At 58.7% G+C, this 15,617-nt stretch carries 15 protein-coding genes and 1 other annotated feature; of the genes, 14 read left to right on the top strand and 1 reads right to left on the bottom strand.

The annotated features are described in order from the left end of the window. Positions 1-261 precede the first annotated feature (261 nt). The 7 genes from KDN35_RS10745 to KDN35_RS10775 all read left to right on the top strand — a co-directional run bounded on the left by KDN35_RS10745 (position 262) and on the right by KDN35_RS10775 (position 7,475). Positions 262-1,656: a sodium:solute symporter family protein gene (locus KDN35_RS10745; RefSeq protein WP_171566655.1), complete on the top strand. Its 1,395-nt coding sequence runs from the start codon at positions 262-264 to the stop codon at positions 1,654-1,656. A gap of 221 nt (positions 1,657-1,877) precedes the next feature. Then, positions 1,878-2,855: a peptidylprolyl isomerase gene (locus KDN35_RS10750; protein WP_171566654.1), complete on the top strand. Its 978-nt coding sequence runs from the start codon at positions 1,878-1,880 to the stop codon at positions 2,853-2,855. Between the two features lie 60 nt (positions 2,856-2,915). Next, positions 2,916-3,647, top strand: a complete 732-nt coding sequence (locus KDN35_RS10755; protein ID WP_171566653.1) for an N-acetylmuramoyl-L-alanine amidase family protein — start codon at positions 2,916-2,918, stop codon at positions 3,645-3,647. Between the two features lie 227 nt (positions 3,648-3,874). Then, on the top strand, positions 3,875-4,381 hold the full coding sequence (locus KDN35_RS10760) for a MogA/MoaB family molybdenum cofactor biosynthesis protein (RefSeq protein WP_171566652.1): 507 nt from the start codon (positions 3,875-3,877) through the stop codon (positions 4,379-4,381). 105 nt (positions 4,382-4,486) lie between these two features. Beyond that, positions 4,487-6,271: a B12-binding domain-containing radical SAM protein gene (locus KDN35_RS10765; RefSeq protein WP_212132701.1), complete on the top strand. Its 1,785-nt coding sequence runs from the start codon at positions 4,487-4,489 to the stop codon at positions 6,269-6,271. 216 nt (positions 6,272-6,487) lie between these two features. Further along, positions 6,488-7,105: a DedA family protein gene (locus tag KDN35_RS10770; RefSeq protein ID WP_171566650.1), complete on the top strand. Its 618-nt coding sequence runs from the start codon at positions 6,488-6,490 to the stop codon at positions 7,103-7,105. A gap of 4 nt (positions 7,106-7,109) precedes the next feature. Further along, the gene (locus KDN35_RS10775) at positions 7,110-7,475 is read left to right on the top strand and encodes a DUF1294 domain-containing protein (protein ID WP_171566649.1); all 366 of its coding nucleotides are present in this window, start codon (positions 7,110-7,112) and stop codon (positions 7,473-7,475) included. A gap of 130 nt (positions 7,476-7,605) precedes the next feature. On the opposite strand, the gene sspI is transcribed toward KDN35_RS10775, so the two are convergent. Continuing rightward, the gene (gene sspI, locus KDN35_RS10780) at positions 7,606-7,830 is read right to left on the bottom strand and encodes a small acid-soluble spore protein SspI (protein WP_212132702.1); all 225 of its coding nucleotides are present in this window, start codon (positions 7,828-7,830) and stop codon (positions 7,606-7,608) included. Between the two features lie 198 nt (positions 7,831-8,028). Here sspI and KDN35_RS10785 point away from each other — a divergent pair, with 198 nt between their 5' ends. From KDN35_RS10785 to larB, 7 genes are all read left to right on the top strand, one after another. Then, complete coding sequence (locus KDN35_RS10785; protein WP_171566647.1) at positions 8,029-8,682, top strand: potassium channel family protein; 654 nt, start codon at positions 8,029-8,031, stop codon at positions 8,680-8,682. 3 nt (positions 8,683-8,685) lie between these two features. Further along, on the top strand, positions 8,686-9,501 hold the full coding sequence (gene rlmB, locus KDN35_RS10790) for a 23S rRNA (guanosine(2251)-2'-O)-methyltransferase RlmB (protein ID WP_171566646.1): 816 nt from the start codon (positions 8,686-8,688) through the stop codon (positions 9,499-9,501). A 158-nt stretch (positions 9,502-9,659) separates the two neighbouring features. After that, positions 9,660-9,926: a binding site (T-box leader), on the top strand. Between the two features lie 106 nt (positions 9,927-10,032). Beyond that, complete coding sequence (pheS, locus tag KDN35_RS10795) at positions 10,033-11,067, top strand: phenylalanine--tRNA ligase subunit alpha (RefSeq protein WP_171566645.1); 1,035 nt, start codon at positions 10,033-10,035, stop codon at positions 11,065-11,067. Between the two features lie 20 nt (positions 11,068-11,087). After that, the gene (gene pheT / locus KDN35_RS10800; protein ID WP_171566644.1) at positions 11,088-13,511 is read left to right on the top strand and encodes a phenylalanine--tRNA ligase subunit beta; all 2,424 of its coding nucleotides are present in this window, start codon (positions 11,088-11,090) and stop codon (positions 13,509-13,511) included. A 90-nt stretch (positions 13,512-13,601) separates the two neighbouring features. Next, positions 13,602-13,868 (top strand): cell division protein ZapA, encoded by a 267-nt coding sequence (gene zapA, locus KDN35_RS10805; RefSeq protein WP_171566643.1) that lies wholly within the window; start codon positions 13,602-13,604, stop codon positions 13,866-13,868. An 88-nt stretch (positions 13,869-13,956) separates the two neighbouring features. Further along, on the top strand, positions 13,957-14,832 hold the full coding sequence (larE, locus tag KDN35_RS10810; RefSeq protein WP_230076649.1) for an ATP-dependent sacrificial sulfur transferase LarE: 876 nt from the start codon (positions 13,957-13,959) through the stop codon (positions 14,830-14,832). Then, entirely contained in the window at positions 14,825-15,586 is a 762-nt protein-coding gene (gene larB, locus KDN35_RS10815; protein WP_171566642.1) for a nickel pincer cofactor biosynthesis protein LarB, read from the top strand. The genes larE and larB overlap by 8 nt, the downstream gene beginning before the upstream one ends. The last annotated feature ends 31 nt before the right edge of the window (positions 15,587-15,617 follow it).

Raw genomic sequence — 15,617 nt, forward strand, 5'->3', positions numbered from 1 at the left:
ACCGCAAAAAGACCCTGAGTCTTCGTCCGACGGATTGGACGGAGACTCAGGGTTTTTCCGATTGGCAAAAACGTTTTCCAGCATACCGGGCCGGCGACATAGCCGTTTCATCAGGAGCCACTGCGTGCCATGGACTTAGCCTACACGCTGGTCCGTCTTCACGGTGGTTTTTTACTTGTCACTGTACCGGTTCTCGTCATATACTAATAACATTCATAGAATGAGTCGCAATTTCCTGATTCGTGCGAAAGAGGTGTCATCGTGTCTTCGCTTGGCTTTCTGCTCAGTTTTGTTGCCATTTTGGCGTGTACGATCGCTGCCGGCCTGATCGCCAAGCGATCCGTTCGCCGCAGCAGTGACTTTAGCAACGCCAGCGGTTCGCTGTCGGCGGGAATGGTGGCCGGTGCGCTTGTCGGCGGATTTGTCGGCGGCACGTCGATTGTCGGCACGGGCGAACTTGCTTTCCGGCATGGACTGGCCGCAGTGTGGTTTACGCTGGGAGGCGGGGTGGCTGTTATCCTGCTCGGATTGTGTGCCGCTCGCTTCCTCCGGCTGCAGGTGGAAACACTGCCCGAGCTGATCGGCACGCAGTACGGCGGACGAGCCCAGCTTGGAGCCAGCCTGTTTCTGTCGCTGGGGATGTTTATCCAGGTGATCGCGCAGTTGTTGGCCGCCCTGCCCTTTGTCTCCGTCTTCTGGAAGGCTCCGCTGCCGCTGCTGGCGCTGATTCCCGCTGTTCTGATCTTCGCCTACGTGCTGGCCGGGGGATTTATGGGGGCGAGTATCGTCGGCACGCTGAAAACGGTTATGCTCATCCTCCTGCTGCTGGGAACGGGTGTCTGGCTGTGGGGAGCGTTGGGCGGTGAGACGATTGTCAGCTGGTGGCAGCAGGGGCGTCTTTCCCTGGTGGTTCCCGAAGCGGGACTGGGATGGGTGCAGGGAGCGTCGATGATTGTGGGGATTTTTTCCACGCAGGCCTATCTGCAGCCTATCTTTGCGAGCCGCAGTGAACGAGAAGCGCGCAGCGGTTCGATTGCAGCCGGTCTGATCATCATCCTCATCGGGCTGGTCAGCGCCTGGATCGGCATGTTCATGCACGACACCCACCCCGAGCTGGCGCCGCGCGAGGCTGTCCCGATGTTTTTCCTGATCCATGCACCGTCCTGGCTGGCGGGAGCCGCTTATGCCGTCATACTCCTGTCCGTCGTGATGACCGGAGCGGCTCTGGCGCTGAGCATCGCCACGATCCTCAACCGGGACGTGATCCAGCGCTACACCGCCCGGTTCCGTTCAGAGGAGAGCAAGCTGCGCCTGTCCCGGGCGCTCATACTGGTCGTCATCGCAGTTGCCTATGCGGTGGTATGCCTGGACGAAAACGCGTTGATCCTGCACTGGGCATTTTTGGCCATGACGCTCAGGGGAGTGACGATCTTCTTTCCGGTGCTGTTCTACCTCTTTCACATATCACCGGTGGAGCGGCATTGGGCGGTCGTGGCAGTCTGGGGAGCACCGTTGCTCGCGCTCGTCTGGGCGTGGTGGCTGTTGCCCCTCACCGGCATCGATCCGCTGTACGTGAGCGGTCTGTGGAGCGCGGCTGCATTGCTGGCCGGCCGCATGATCGCACGCAACACCCCGTCGCTTCGGCCGATGGGCTGAGCAGGAGGGCCATACCTTTTCTTGAAACATGCAGCCTTTTCATGAGCAAAAGGCTGCATGTTCTGCTTTTGAAGGTGCGTTTCCCTATTGTCAAAACAAAAGAAGGAAAATAAAAAATATTCAAAAATATATACCCAAAAATGTAAATTCCTGTTACTATAGGAATAGGTATATTTTTGCATATTTATTAAAATTATCCATACCGAGACGCAGGTGATTGGATGAAAACGCGCAAGAAATGGCTCTTTTTGTGCGCGGCATGCCTGTCGCTGACAGCGATGCTGATCTACGCTATGGCGGTGTACCAGCCGATTCTCTTTGTTGCCGGCGACCACATCTTTCGCAAAGATGACTGGGAGAGAATCAAACCCATCTATTTTCACGGGAGGCCGCATACGCCAGAAGAAGAGGAAAGGCTGCTGGAACAGCGCAGTTTGGAAGAACTGGTTCTCTACATGGGGAGACAAATGGGCGTCCGGATTGACGAGCGAATCATCGACGAGCACATGAAGCAGTTGGGGAGCACGAAAGAGGAGCGCGAACAGGTGCTGCGGCAGATGAACATGACGGAAGCGGACAGCGTCACGAACATACGGCGGGCCCTGATCGGTTTTGAAGTGAAGCGTAGGGTAACCGGGGAGATCACCGTGTCCGAGGAAGAAATAAACAGCTACTACCGGGAGCATCTCGAGTCGTTTCGCATTCCCGAACTGCGCACCATCTATTATGTCCGGGCTGGACAAGCTGACAAGCCGTTGATGGACAAGCTGAAAACCATCCGTGCAGAACGTTTTCCCTCCCTCCTCAAAGAGTACGATCTGGAGGGACGAGCCGGATTCCACGAATGGATTTCACAAGCCGAACTGTCCGCCACTGTCGGCGAGGAGGCTGCTGAGGCCGTGTTTCGCTCGCCCATAAAGCAGGTCGTCGGTCCGATCGTCTCTGAACAGTGGACGTATTGGTTTTTGCCGGATGAGATAATGCCGGCCAAAACGCAAAGCCTTGCGGAAGTGAGGGAAAAGATTTACCGGACGCTCTATCTGGAGAAAGAATCAATTGTGTACGGAAAATGGCTGGAGGAGCAGAAGAGGGCAAATCTGTACTGCTTGTTTACAGAAAATTTAAAAAACAATCGCTTTTGGGCGTTCTGGAGTGACCTGCCTGTGCGGTTGCAGTTGTTGTTCCAATCGCATGCGTAGTCTATCCGAGACGATTCGTCGTTTCGAATAGAAAAAAACCAGGAAAAAGGAGAGATGGGTATGAAATGGTCAAAAATGTTGGCTGTCACACTGATTGTGAGCAGCTTGGCGGCTGCCGCTCCCGCGTTTGCGGAGAGGGAAATCGCCAACGAACCAGCGTGGGACAGTGAACCCGCCCCGCGCAACTTCGACCCGAAAAAGCGGGAGGAAGCGGACAAACGCGTCTTTGACAAGGAATCGATTCGAATGGCCGCCAATCCAATCATCGTCATCGACCCCGGACATGGCGGGGACGACCCGGGCGCCACGGGCAACGGGTTGAAAGAGAAGGACTTGACGCTGGACATCGCGCTGCGGACCAGAAACTACATTGTGGCCAATTATCCGGCTACGGTGTACATGACGCGAAGCTCTGACACTACCGTTTCCCTGTCCAGCCGGACCTCATTTGCCAACGCCAGGAATGCCGATTTCTTTGTCTCCATGCACATCAACTCCGCGACAAACACTTCGGCCAACGGAATCGAGACGTACGCGTACCCGGGATCGGTAAACGGCAAGCGATTGGCTACCGAAACGTACAATCAATTGAAAAGTTCCTTCTCCAGTCACCGAGGGGTGAAGGAATATGCGTACTACGTGCTGACCTATACCAATATGCCGGCGACGCTTGGCGAGACCGGCTTCATTTCCAACGCCTCCGATGCGTCCAAACTGGCGCAGAGCTCGTTCCGTCAAACGCTTGCCACCCAATACGCGAACGGGATGCACCGGTACTGGTGGGGCTTTTAATAACACAGCAGGGGCACCGTACAACGTCACTGGTTGGACGGTGCCTTTCATTGTGCCCCGGGCCTGATGGCCGTCGATCACCACCGCTTCAAGCAGCCGACTGGATAGACTTTTCGCTCCATGGTATCATGGCTTCAGACAAGACAGGGTCGTTTGCGATAAAGCGGCGGGTGTGTTGTTCCCCATGGGGAGGGCAGCAGCCTGCCAAGACAGGAGAGAGAGTGGCAATGAGCACACAGGAACACAAAGCGGGGGCCCCCAAACGGGTGGGCTGCATGGTGATTACCGTTTCCGACACGCGCACCGAGGAGACGGACAAGAGCGGACAGCTGATGAAAGAGCTCTTGGCGGAGGCCGGCCATGCCGCGATCTTGTACCGGATCGTCAAGGATGAGCCGGCGGAGGTGGAAGCGGCGATCGAAGCCGGGATTGCCCATCCGGAAGTACAGGTGATCCTTCTGAACGGCGGCACCGGCATTTCTCAGCGCGACAACACGTATGAGGCGGTCTCCAGACTGCTGGAGAAGGAAATGCCCGGGTTTGGCGAACTGTTTCGCATGCTCAGCTACACCGAGGACATCGGTTCGGCGGCAATGTTGAGCCGGGCCATTGCCGGCACCCGGAAGGGAAAAGCGATTTTTTCCACCCCAGGCTCCACCGGTGCAGTGCGGCTGGCGATGACTCGGCTGATCGTGCCAGAACTGGGGCACGTCGTCCGGGAACTGAACAAGTAGGCGGGCAGGGCCGCCGGAGCCAGGATCTTCATTTGCCGCTGCCGGCGGCTTGTGTTACGGTTACGGATAGAACAAGCACGTATTTCAAGGAGAGTCGACAGACACATGAAGATTTTACTGTCTACGCTGAACGCCAAGTACATTCACTCATCCCTGGCGCTGCGTTACTTGCGAAGCTACGCCCGGCCGACGTTTCCCGACATCGAGCTGGTTGAATACACGATCAACGACGTGACGCTCAACATTGTCGCCGACGTCTACAAGCGGCAACCCGACGTTGCCGCCTTTTCCTGTTACATCTGGAACATCCGCGAGACGCTCGATGTGATCCGCAACCTGAAAAAGGTGCGGCCCGACCTGCCGGTGGTGCTGGGCGGGCCGGAAGTGACCTACGACGCCGACGAGTGGTTGAAGAAGCATCCGGAGATTGACGTGATCGTCATCGGTGAGGGAGAACAGACGTTTTTGGAACTGCTGCAGGTCTACGACGAATCCCGCCGGACAGGAGAGCCGCCCCGCCTGCGGGATGTAGCCGGGATTGCCTATCGCGAGGGGGGGCACGTGCGCTTCACCGCTCCCCGGGCGCAGATCGAAAACCTGGACACGATTCCGTCTCCGTATGCCGACAACCTGGACGAACTGAACAACCGCGTCGTCTACTTTGAGGCGTCCCGCGGCTGTCCGTTCAAATGCCAGTACTGCCTGTCGTCGATTGAGGACGGCGTGCGCTATTTCGGTCTGGAGCGGGTGAAGGCCGACCTGCTGCGGCTGATTCAGCACGGTGTCAAGACGATCAAGTTCGTCGATCGCACGTTTAACATCAACAAAAAATACGCGCTGGAAATCTTTCAGTTTTTGATCGACAACCACAACGGCACGATCTTTCAGTTTGAAATTACCGCCGACATCCTGCGCGCCGACGTACTCGACTTTTTGACGGAAAACGCGCCGCCCGGCATTTTCCGTTTTGAGATCGGCGTCCAGTCCACCAACGACGAGACCAACCGGCTGGTCCAGCGGATTCAGCGTTTCGATCGTCTGGCCCACACCGTCACCCGGATCAAGCAGTCGGGAAAAATTGCCCAGCACCTGGATCTGATCGCCGGTCTGCCGGAGGAGGATTACCACTCTTTCCGCAAGACATTCAACGACGTCTTTGCGCTGCGGCCGGAGGAACTGCAGCTCGGCTTTTTGAAAATGCTGCGCGGCACCGGCGTCCGCGCGCGTGCGGCCAACCACGGGTACATTTTCATGGACGAGGCGCCGTATGAGATTCTCGGCAACAACGTCCTGTCGTTTGCCGACATCCAGCGGATCAAGCGGGTGGAGGACGTATTGGAAAAATACTGGAACGCCCACCGCATGGATACCACACTGGAATGGCTGGTGACCCGCTGTTTTGAGACGCCATTTGATTTCTTCCAGGCATTCGGCGATTTTTGGGAAGAACAGGGCTGGAGCCGGATCGGCCACCAGTTGGAAGACCTGTTTGTGCGGCTACGCCGCTTCCTGGAGACGCGGCAGGTGGAGCACCTCGACCACGTGATCAGCCTGATGAAATTTGACTACCTGCGCAAGCAGAAGCACCGTCCGCGCAAGCTGTGGTGGGATGATCTGCTGGACAAACGGGAGATGCAGGCAGCCTTTGAAGCAGTGCAACAGCGGCTGGATGATCTCCCGCCTGACTTTGCCCGGCGGGCGGCGCAGCAAAAGGACTTCTTCAAGCACACACTGTTGGCTAACATCAGCTTTGACATTGCGACGTGGATCGAGACGGGTGAGCTGGTGGAAGGGGACTATGTTCTGGTGGTATATTTTCCGTATGAAGACGGACGGGAGAACGACTTTGTCGTGGTGAGACGGGAAGCCGCCGCGAGCGGATTGGCGTAAGTGGACAAAAACGGGGCAGAATACAAATTTGGAGAACGTGATACGGATCGCTGGATGAAAGAAGGCGCAGCCGCGGCAGCCTGCGGACGGGATGACGGTGCACACGTAACTTTTTTTGCCCCGAACCGTATTACTTACAGGTTGTGAAAAAGGAACTATGCCGGAAATGGACAGGAAACAATGCCGCTGAGTGGCGAGGGTAGGGGATTTTGCGTCATGGAAATGAACATGCTGATGTCAATTATCGAGCAATATGGATATGCGGCCATCTTCTTTTTGCTCTGGCTGGGCATTGTCGGTTTGCCGATCCCCGACGAGCTCGTCGTCGCTACCGGCGGGTTTCTGGCGTCCTTGGCGCTGTTGGACCCTGTTTGCGCGTTTCTTGCCGGCTACCTGGGCGTGGCCTCGGGATTGACGATTGGGTTTTTACTGGGGAAGTTCTTCGGCCGCCCGATCCTTGCATGGTTGTCAAAGAGTGAGAAGATGAGGCATACGGTAGAGCGCTCCACCGGTCTCGTGGAGAAGTACGGGACCTTTGCCCTCTGCTTCAGCTATCTGTTTCCTGTCGTTCGCCACGTCGTTCCCTACATCGTCGCCATGGGCGGGATGACGTATCGGCGCTACGCGGTCCTGTCCTATCCGATCGGGTTGTTGTGGACGATCCTTTTTTATCTGATTGGCTACGTGTTCGGAAAAAACGTGGATGTGGTCGTGGCGATGATCCGCACCTACGGCTTCTTCGCCCTGTTTATCGTGATCGCGCTGCTCGTTGCGGGCTGGGCGGTTCACCGCTTGTTTCTGGCCGGCCGCTCCTTTCGGGCAAAAGGAGAATAAAGAGATGCGTCATCATAAATGGGTAACAAGGCACAGGCAGAGCCGCAACGCGGTATGGGTGGCGGGCTGGCTGCTCGTTTTGTGCGGCTGGTGGCTGTCGCGTCTGCCGTTTGTCGCAGCGGGACTGTTGGTGTTGAACGTGTACGCCGCCGGTCTGATGGCCGCTGACAAGCGTGCTGCGCGGCGGGGCGGACCGCGCGTTCCGGAGGCGAGCCTGCTGTTGAGCGCGTTGGTGGGCGGCGGAGCGGGCGCGCTGTTGGGCATGCTGGCCTGGCGCCACAAGACCCGGCATGCGCTGTTCATGACGGGGGTGCCGCTCATTTGCGCAGTTCAGATCGTTCTGATATGGGTTTGTCTGCTCAACCAATAGGCAACTGGTGAGAGAAGCCGCTCCTGCTAAGCAGGGGGGGTTTTCGTCCAACAGGTGGATGCAGAATCGTAATTGTGACGCACGTAAAACGGGAGAGACGACAGCGCCTCTCCCGCTGGTCCAAGCGTCCTTACGCCTGTTTTGGCAGATGGTCGGCGATTGTTTGCACCATGCTCTGCCGAGTCGCCTGATCACTGTTTTGCCACAGGACTTCAAACAGCACGCCCAGACCGGGCAGGGTTTTTTCCTGACCGCTTGCGATCGCGTCCGTGATCGTCTCCTGCACGTCGTTGGCACTGGAGCCCTGCATTTTGTACATGATCGCCTGGCGCAGATTGAGTGCGGCAATGTTCATGGCGGACATCCACTCCTTTTGTCGTGATGGCTGCGCCTATAGTATTCGTCCCGCATCGTCGGCTCATACCCGTTTTGTAGCCGATGGAAGCGTTGTGGTATAATGCTTGGTATTAAAAGTGCCCTGCCGGTGCTCCGGATGGGGCAGCCCAGGCAGGACGTTTTGGTCATGTGGCCACAGCACAAGGAGTGGAAAAGCATGTCAAAGCAGTTTGCCGTCATCGGGATGGGCCGGTTTGGTTCCAGCGTGGCCCGGACCCTGTATGAGATGGATTATGAAGTAATGGGCATTGACGAAAACGAAGAGCGCATCAACGAGAACATCCAGTACGTCACCCACGCTGTCGCCGCCGATTCGACCGACGAGCGGGCGCTGAAGGAGATCGGCATTCGCAACTTCGACGTGGTCGTCGTCGCGATCGGGGCTGACATTCAGGCCAGCATTTTGACCGTGCTGATCCTCAAGGAACTGGGCGTGAAAAAGATCGTCGCCAAAGCGCAGAACGAGCGGCATGGTCAGGTGCTGTACAAGGTGGGGGCGGATCGGGTGGTGTTTCCCGAGCGGGACATGGGGGTGCGCGTCGCCCACAATCTGATCTCCGCCAATGTGCTTGACTTTATTGAACTGGCGGAGGATTACAGCGTGGCCGAAGTGGTGGTCTCATCCGGGATGGTGGGCAAGACGCTGCGTCAGCTGGACATCCGCGCCCGATACGGAGTGAACGTCATCGCCATCAAAAGCGGCGAGAAGTTCAACATCGCCCCCAGTCCGGACGAGGTGATCCAGTACGGGGACGTGCTGGTCGTCATCGGCAACAACAAACATCTGAATGCATTTGAGGAGCAGGCGTAGACAATGAAGCACGACGTCATACAATCGGTGCATAACCCCTTGGTGAAGCGGTTGTTCCGCCTGCTGGAGCGAAAAGGACGGGACGAGCAGGGGCGGTTTCTCGTCGAAGGGGCCCATTTGGTGGAAGAAGCCCTGAACAGCGGCGCGGAGGTGATCACCGTCCTGTACGACAGCAGCCGGGAGATGGACCCGGCCTGCCGGCGGGCGATTGACAGGCGCGCGGGGGAAGTCGAAGTAGTTCCCGCTTCCGCGGCGGTATTGGCCAAGCTGTCGGAGACCAAGACACCGCAGGGAATTGTCGCCGAAGTGAAAAAGACAGAGCACGACTGGAACGCATGGCTGCAGGCGGCGGAAGAACGTGATTACCTGCTGCTGATGCTGGACGAGATTCAGGACCCGGGCAACCTCGGCACCATGCTGCGCACGGCGGAAGCGGCTGGTGTCGACGCAGTGATTCTCGGCAAAGGCAGCGTCGATCCGTACAACGGCAAAGTGGTGCGGGCCACGATGGGGGCGCTGTACCGGCTGCCCGTTTTTTCCCGGCCGCTGCTGGAGGCCGCCGCCGAATTGAAACGGCAAGGCGCGCGGGTTATCGTGTCCTCCCTCAATGAAAACAGCCTCAGGTATGACGAGGCTGATTACACAGGCAAAACGGCAATCGTGATCGGCAATGAGGGGCGGGGGGTCTCCCGTGCCGTGAGCGAAGCGGCTGACGGGTTCGTGCACATCCCGCTGTACGGACGGGCGGAATCGCTCAATGCGGCGGTCGCCGCCGGCATCCTCATCTACGAGGCGCAGCGCAGACGCAGGCATAGGTAGCGGCTGCTGTCCGCTGCACACGCTTCGCCAGCCGCTTGCGTTCGTCCCAAGCCATGGCCACAGCGCCTGTTGGAAAATCGCTTGACCGCATGCAGGATTTGCATCATTGAAAGTTCGCCAGGGTTGCGCTATAATTTTCCTGAATGTGTGTAATATAACGGAAAGCGATGACAGAGAGTAGTACGCAGGCCCCATGCGTTTGCAGGGAGGAGATGCCGCAGACTGAAAGCATCCCAACGCCATGTCTGCCGAATTCACTCTGGAGCCGCACTCTGAACCGCTCGAGATGAGCCCAGTAGGAGCAGCCGGGACATTCCCGTTATCATGGTCAAAGTGAGGCGGAAGACTGGGTTCCCCAGGCATCGTTGGGGGAAAAGCCTTCTGCTTAACAAGGGTGGTACCGCGAGTAACAGCTCGTCCCTTTTCGGGGCGGGTTTTTCTATTTTTCGGGGCCCTCCCGGTTTACGCGGCAGCCGCAGCCGGACGGGACCGCAGGAAGGTTGCAAATCTTGAGCAAAGGAGCGATACAACGTGCAAACGCGGTTACAGGAGATGAAACAGGCGGCGCTGGACCAGATCAGCCAGGCCGCAGACGCGGGTCAGCTGCAAGACCTGCGCGTCAAATATCTGGGGAAAAAAGGTGAACTGACCGAGCTTCTGCGCGGAATGGGCAGCCTTTCGCCGGAAGAGAGGCCTGTCGTCGGCCAGCTCGTCAACGAGGTGCGCGCGGCGCTGGAAGCGGCGTTTGCCGACAAGCAGGCCGCACTGGAACAAGCAGCGCTGGAAGCCAAACTGGCGTCGCAAACGCTGGACGTTACACTGCCCGGCCGTCCGGTTCCGACCGGAACGATGCACCCGCTTTCCCGCATTATCGAAGAGATCGAGGACATTTTCATCGGTCTGGGCTTTGAAATTGCCGAAGGGCCCGAGGTGGAGACGGATCATTTCAACTTCGAGATGCTCAACCTGCCCAAGGATCATCCCGCGCGCGACATGCAGGATTCGTTCTATCTGACGGAGGACATTTTGCTCCGCACCCAGACGTCTCCGGTGCAGGCGCGCACCATGCTGAAAAAGGCCGGCCAGACGCCGGTAAAAATCATCTCTCCGGGCAAGGTGTACCGGCGCGACGACGACGATGCCACCCACTCCCACCAGTTTACGCAGATCGAAGGGCTGGTCGTCGACAAAGGCATTGGCATGAGCGACTTGAAAGGGATTCTGCTCACGTTTGCCCGCCAGATGTTCGGGGCCAACCAGCAAATCCGCCTGCGCCCCAGCTTTTTCCCGTTCACCGAACCGAGCGCGGAAGTGGACCTGCAGTGCTTCAGCTGCGGCGGAGACGGCTGCCGCGTCTGCAAGCAGACGGGCTGGATCGAGATTCTCGGCTCCGGCATGGTGCACCCGCGCGTATTGGAAATGGCCGGCTATGATCCGCAGGAAGTGAGCGGGTTTGCCTTCGGAATGGGCGTGGAGCGCATCGCCATGCTGAAGTACGGGGTAGAGGACATTCGCCATTTCTACACCAATGACGTGCGCTTCCTGCGGCAGTTCAACCGAGGCTAGAAAGGAGAGTCGTTTCAGAGATGAAGGTATCGTACCAATGGTTGTCGGAATACGTGGATTTACACGATATCACCCCGTACGAACTGGCGGAAAAGCTGACCAGAAGCGGGATTGAAGTGGAGACTGTAGAGCCGCGCAACGCCGGCGTCTCCAACGTAGTGGTCGGGTACGTCAAGGAGCGCAGCAAGCATCCGGACGCCGACCGCCTGAGCGTCTGCATCGTGGATGCAGGACAAGGCGAGGACCTGCAGATCGTCTGCGGTGCGCCCAACGTGGCGCAGGGACAAAAAGTGCCCGTAGCATTGATCGGAGCGAAACTGCCGGGCGGCCTGCACATCAAGAAGTCCAAGCTGCGCGGCGTGGAGTCGCACGGCATGATCTGTTCGGCCAAGGAACTGGGCCTCAATGACAAGCTGCTGGCCAAAGACCAGCAGGAAGGGATTATGGTCCTGCCCGAGGACGCCGAAGTGGGCATGGATGCGGTCTCTTACCTGGGGCTTGACGACTACGTGCTGGAGCTGGGCTTGACGCCAAACCGTTCCGATTGCCTCAGCATGATCGGGGTCGCTTACGAAGTGGCAGCCATTCTCGGCCGGGAGGTCAAGCTGCCGGAGATTGCCGTCACGGAAAACGGCGGCGACAATCCGGTAAGCGTGCGCATCGAAGCGGACGATCACTGCTACCGCTACGTGGGACGCCACTTTACCGGAGCGAAAATCACCAGTTCGCCGCAGTGGATGAAAAACCGCCTGATGGCGGCGGGGATCCGGCCGATTAACAACGTCGTGGACGTGACCAACTACGTCATGCTGGAATACGGCCAACCCCTGCACGCGTTTGACGCGACCAAGGTAAAAGACCGCGCCATCGTCGTGCGCCTGGCACAAGACGGGGAGAAGCTGGTCACGCTGGACGATCAGGAGCGAACGCTGGACAGCCAGACCCTGCTGATCGCCGACGGGGAAAAAGGGCTGGCCATCGCCGGCGTGATGGGCGGCGCCAACTCGGAGATCACCGACGAGACGACGGAAATCATTTTGGAAGCCGCCTGGTTTACGCCGCAGACGGTTCGCCGCACGGCTCGGACCCAGGGCATGCGCACGGAAGGATGCGTCCGCTGGGAAAAAGGCGTCGATCAGGCGCGCGTCCAGGAAGCAGGCGAGCGGGCTGCTGCGCTGATCCAGCAGTTGTCGGGCGCGGCCGTCTCCAAAGGAGTGGCGTCGGCTGTTGTCCGTGAAGTGAAGCCGGCCGTCGTAACGGTTGCGCTGGAGAAGATCAACCAGCATCTGGGCACGTCGCTGACCGCAGCGGACGTCTCCGCAATTTTCGACCGCCTGGGCTTTTCGTATGAGCAGAACGGCAGCACCTGGACGGTCACCGTACCGACCCGCCGCGGTGACATCACCCTGCCGGAGGATTTGGTGGAGGAAGTGGCCCGCCTGTACGGCTACGACAACATTCCGACCAGCTTGCCGAGCGGCCAGGCCACACAGGGGCAGCTTACCCCCGACCAGCGTCTGCGCCGGACAATTCGCCACCACCTGATTGGCGCGGGACTGCACGAGGCGATTACCTACTCCCTGGTTCACGCGGAGCGGGTGGGGGATGTAGCCGGTCTGCACCGCATTGACGCCAAGCCGATTTCGCTGGCCATGCCGATGAGCGAAGAGCACAGCGTGCTGCGCACCAGCCTGATCCCTGGCCTTCTGCAGACGATCGCCTACAACAAAAACAGGCAAAACCACGATGTGGCCGTGTTTGAACTGGGCAGTGTCTTTCTGACCACAGAAGAAAAGCTGACACAGCTTCCCGAGGAACGCCTCTACGTGGCGGCAGCTTTGACCGGGCAGTGGCTGCCGCAGAATTGGATGGGCGCAAACCAGCCGGTTGACTTCTACCTCGTCAAGGGACTGGTTGACTCACTCCTGAGCCGCTTGGGAATTGTCGGTGCGACCTACAAGCCTGCATCCGATCTGGCTGGCATGCACCCCGGCCGCACGGCGGAGGTATGGGTCGGCGAGCGGCGTCTCGGCTATCTCGGACAGATTCACCCGGCACTGGAAAAAACCTACGACGTGTCGGAAACGTACGTGTTTCAGTTCGACCTGACGGAGCTGGCAGCAGCAGTCGAGGATGCAGGCTATTACAAGCCGCTGCCCAAGTTCCCGGCCGTGACCCGCGACCTCGCACTGGTAGTGGACCGCAGTGTGCCGGCGGCCGCTCTCGAAACGGCGATTCGCCAGGCGGCAGGAGAGCTCCTGGAATCGCTCACGCTGTTTGACGTCTACACCGGGGAGCGCATCGCCGCCGACAAGAAGAGCGTCGCCTTCTCCCTCGTCTTCCGCCATCCGGAACGGACGCTGCAGGACGACGAAATCCAGCAGGTGACTGCCGCCGTCGTGGACGCACTGAAGGCGCAAACGGGCGCGGAACTGCGCATGTAAGGGACCTTGACGGATTCTGACATTTTCAGTAACCTAAAAAAGATACAGGAGTACAAAAGTCGCAGAGTAGTGTTGAAGGAGGAAGCCTTCGTGCAAGGTGATGGGAAAAATCGGTTGACGGTTGATATATTTGGCCAGCAATACCGGCTGAGCGGAAAGGCAAGCGTAAACCATATCCGCATGGTGGCCGGTTTCGTCGATGACAAGATGAATGAAATCGCCAAGGGCAACCATCGCCTGGACACGGCCAAAATCGCCGTGCTCACCGCGGTCAACATTGCGGACGAGTACTTCCGCCTGCGACAGGAGTACGAGGCACTGTTGAAGATCCTGCATGACGACGCGAACCAAGCATAGACGAATCACATAAAAAGAGGGGCAGTGTATGCCTCTCTTTTCCCATTGTCGCGAAAAAGCTTGTCAATAAGAGGGGCGTGGGCAAAAGATGGGTCAGGAGATGGACAGAGAAGCGCTGCGGGAGGCGGCCCGCCGGCTGTCTCTCGCAGAAAAAGAGGAAAAACTGCGCGGGCTGCTGCGCGATATGGGGCGCGTGCTGATCGCGTTTTCCGGAGGCGTTGACAGCACCTTTTTGCTGGCATGCGCCGTCCAGGAACTGGGCGATGAGGCGATCGCCGTGACCGCGGCGTCGGAGACGTTCCCGACGCGGGAGTTTGAAGCGGCCAGGCAGTTGGCCAAACGCCTGGGTGCCCGTTTTGTGACCACCGAGATCCGCGAAATGGAAAATCCGCAGTTCGTCGCCAATCCGGTCAACCGCTGTTTTTACTGCAAAGACGGATTGTACGAGCATCTCGGCCGATTGGCGGAAGAAAATCAATGGAATGCCGTCATCTGCGACGGGGCCAATATGGATGACCTGGGCGACTATCGTCCCGGACGATTGGCCGCCGTCCAGCGCGGTGTCCGCAGCCCGCTGCAGGAAGCCGGCTTGTTCAAGGAGGAGATACGCCAATTGTCCCGGGCCATGGGGCTGCCCACCTGGAACAAGCCGTCGTTTGCCTGCCTGTCGTCGCGCATCCCGTACGGCTCGCCAATCACCCTGGAAAAGATCGACCAGATTGACAGAGCAGAGGGGTATCTGATAAGTCTCGGCTTTCATCAGGTGCGCGTGCGCCATCACGATGCAATCGCCCGCATTGAGGTAGACCCAGCCGACTTTCCGCGTCTGCTGGAGCATAGCGACGAGATTTCCCGGACGCTGCGGCAGATTGGTTTTCAGTATGTCACCCTGGATTTGTCCGGCTACCAGACGGGCAGCATGAACGCCGTTCTGGACAAGGATGTGAAAGCGGCGCATGGTTGATGTAGCGGCGATTTTGCGTCAGGTGCAGGCAGGAAGATTGAGCGTGGAAGAGGCGGAAGAGCTGCTTGCGGGCACGAGCCGTCTGGAGTACGCCACGCTTGATCTCGACCGGGCGCGGCGAACCGGTTTTCCCGAAGTGGTGTACGCGGCCGGCAAAACAGCGGAACAGTTGGTCGGGATTTTCAGCAGGCTGCGGGAACATCAAACAATCGTGCTGGCCACGCGGGTGACGGCCGAGCAGGCGGAGGCCGTGCTGACGCGGTGGCCCGACGTGCAGTATGTGAGAGAAGCGGGACTGTTGATCGGCACCAGCAGCCCGCTTACGCCTGTGCGGGACGGATACGTGGCGGTGGTGACCGCCGGCACGTCCGACTGGCCGGTCGCTCAGGAGGCGGCCTGGACGGTGCGCTGTTTTGGCAGCGAAGCGAGAGTGATCGCCGATGTGGGGGTGGCCGGCATCAACCGGCTGTTCCAGCGCTTGGATGAGATCAGGGAGGCGGCGGTGATCATCTGCATCGCCGGCATGGAAGGAGCGCTGGCCAGCGTTATTGCCGGACTGGTGGACAAGCCGGTCATCGCCGTGCCCACCAGCGTCGGGTACGGTGCTCACTTCAACGGCCTGGCCCCGCTGCTGTCGATGCTCAACTCTTGCGCCAACGGCGTGGCTGTGGTAAACATCGACAACGGATTTGGCGCAGGCTACCTGGCCGGCATGATTCACCGGCAGATAGCCGCTGCCTCGCTGCAACCGTAATAAAAAGAGCCAACCCGACAAGGGGTTGGCT

The organism is Brevibacillus sp. NL20B1, from assembly GCF_018195675.1.
GTDB lineage: Bacteria > Bacillota > Bacilli > Brevibacillales > Brevibacillaceae > Brevibacillus > Brevibacillus aydinogluensis.

What these genes read in the sequence shown, in the direction of transcription:
- KDN35_RS10750 (WP_171566654.1), top strand. Translation starts at nt 1,878, where the DNA reads ATGAAAACGCGCAAGAAATGGCTCTTTTTGTGCGCGGCATGCCTGTCG.
- KDN35_RS10755 (WP_171566653.1), top strand. Translation starts at nt 2,916, where the DNA reads ATGAAATGGTCAAAAATGTTGGCTGTCACACTGATTGTGAGCAGCTTG.
- KDN35_RS10760 (WP_171566652.1), top strand. Translation starts at nt 3,875, where the DNA reads ATGAGCACACAGGAACACAAAGCGGGGGCCCCCAAACGGGTGGGCTGC.
- KDN35_RS10765 (WP_212132701.1), top strand. Translation starts at nt 4,487, where the DNA reads ATGAAGATTTTACTGTCTACGCTGAACGCCAAGTACATTCACTCATCC.
- KDN35_RS10770 (WP_171566650.1), top strand. Translation starts at nt 6,488, where the DNA reads ATGGAAATGAACATGCTGATGTCAATTATCGAGCAATATGGATATGCG.
- KDN35_RS10775 (WP_171566649.1), top strand. Translation starts at nt 7,110, where the DNA reads ATGCGTCATCATAAATGGGTAACAAGGCACAGGCAGAGCCGCAACGCG.
- sspI (WP_212132702.1), bottom strand. Translation starts at nt 7,830, where the DNA reads ATGAACATTGCCGCACTCAATCTGCGCCAGGCGATCATGTACAAAATG.
- KDN35_RS10785 (WP_171566647.1), top strand. Translation starts at nt 8,029, where the DNA reads ATGTCAAAGCAGTTTGCCGTCATCGGGATGGGCCGGTTTGGTTCCAGC.
- rlmB (WP_171566646.1), top strand. Translation starts at nt 8,686, where the DNA reads ATGAAGCACGACGTCATACAATCGGTGCATAACCCCTTGGTGAAGCGG.
- pheT (WP_171566644.1), top strand. Translation starts at nt 11,088, where the DNA reads ATGAAGGTATCGTACCAATGGTTGTCGGAATACGTGGATTTACACGAT.
- larE (WP_230076649.1), top strand. Translation starts at nt 13,957, where the DNA reads ATGGGTCAGGAGATGGACAGAGAAGCGCTGCGGGAGGCGGCCCGCCGG.
- larB (WP_171566642.1), top strand. Translation starts at nt 14,825, where the DNA reads ATGGTTGATGTAGCGGCGATTTTGCGTCAGGTGCAGGCAGGAAGATTG.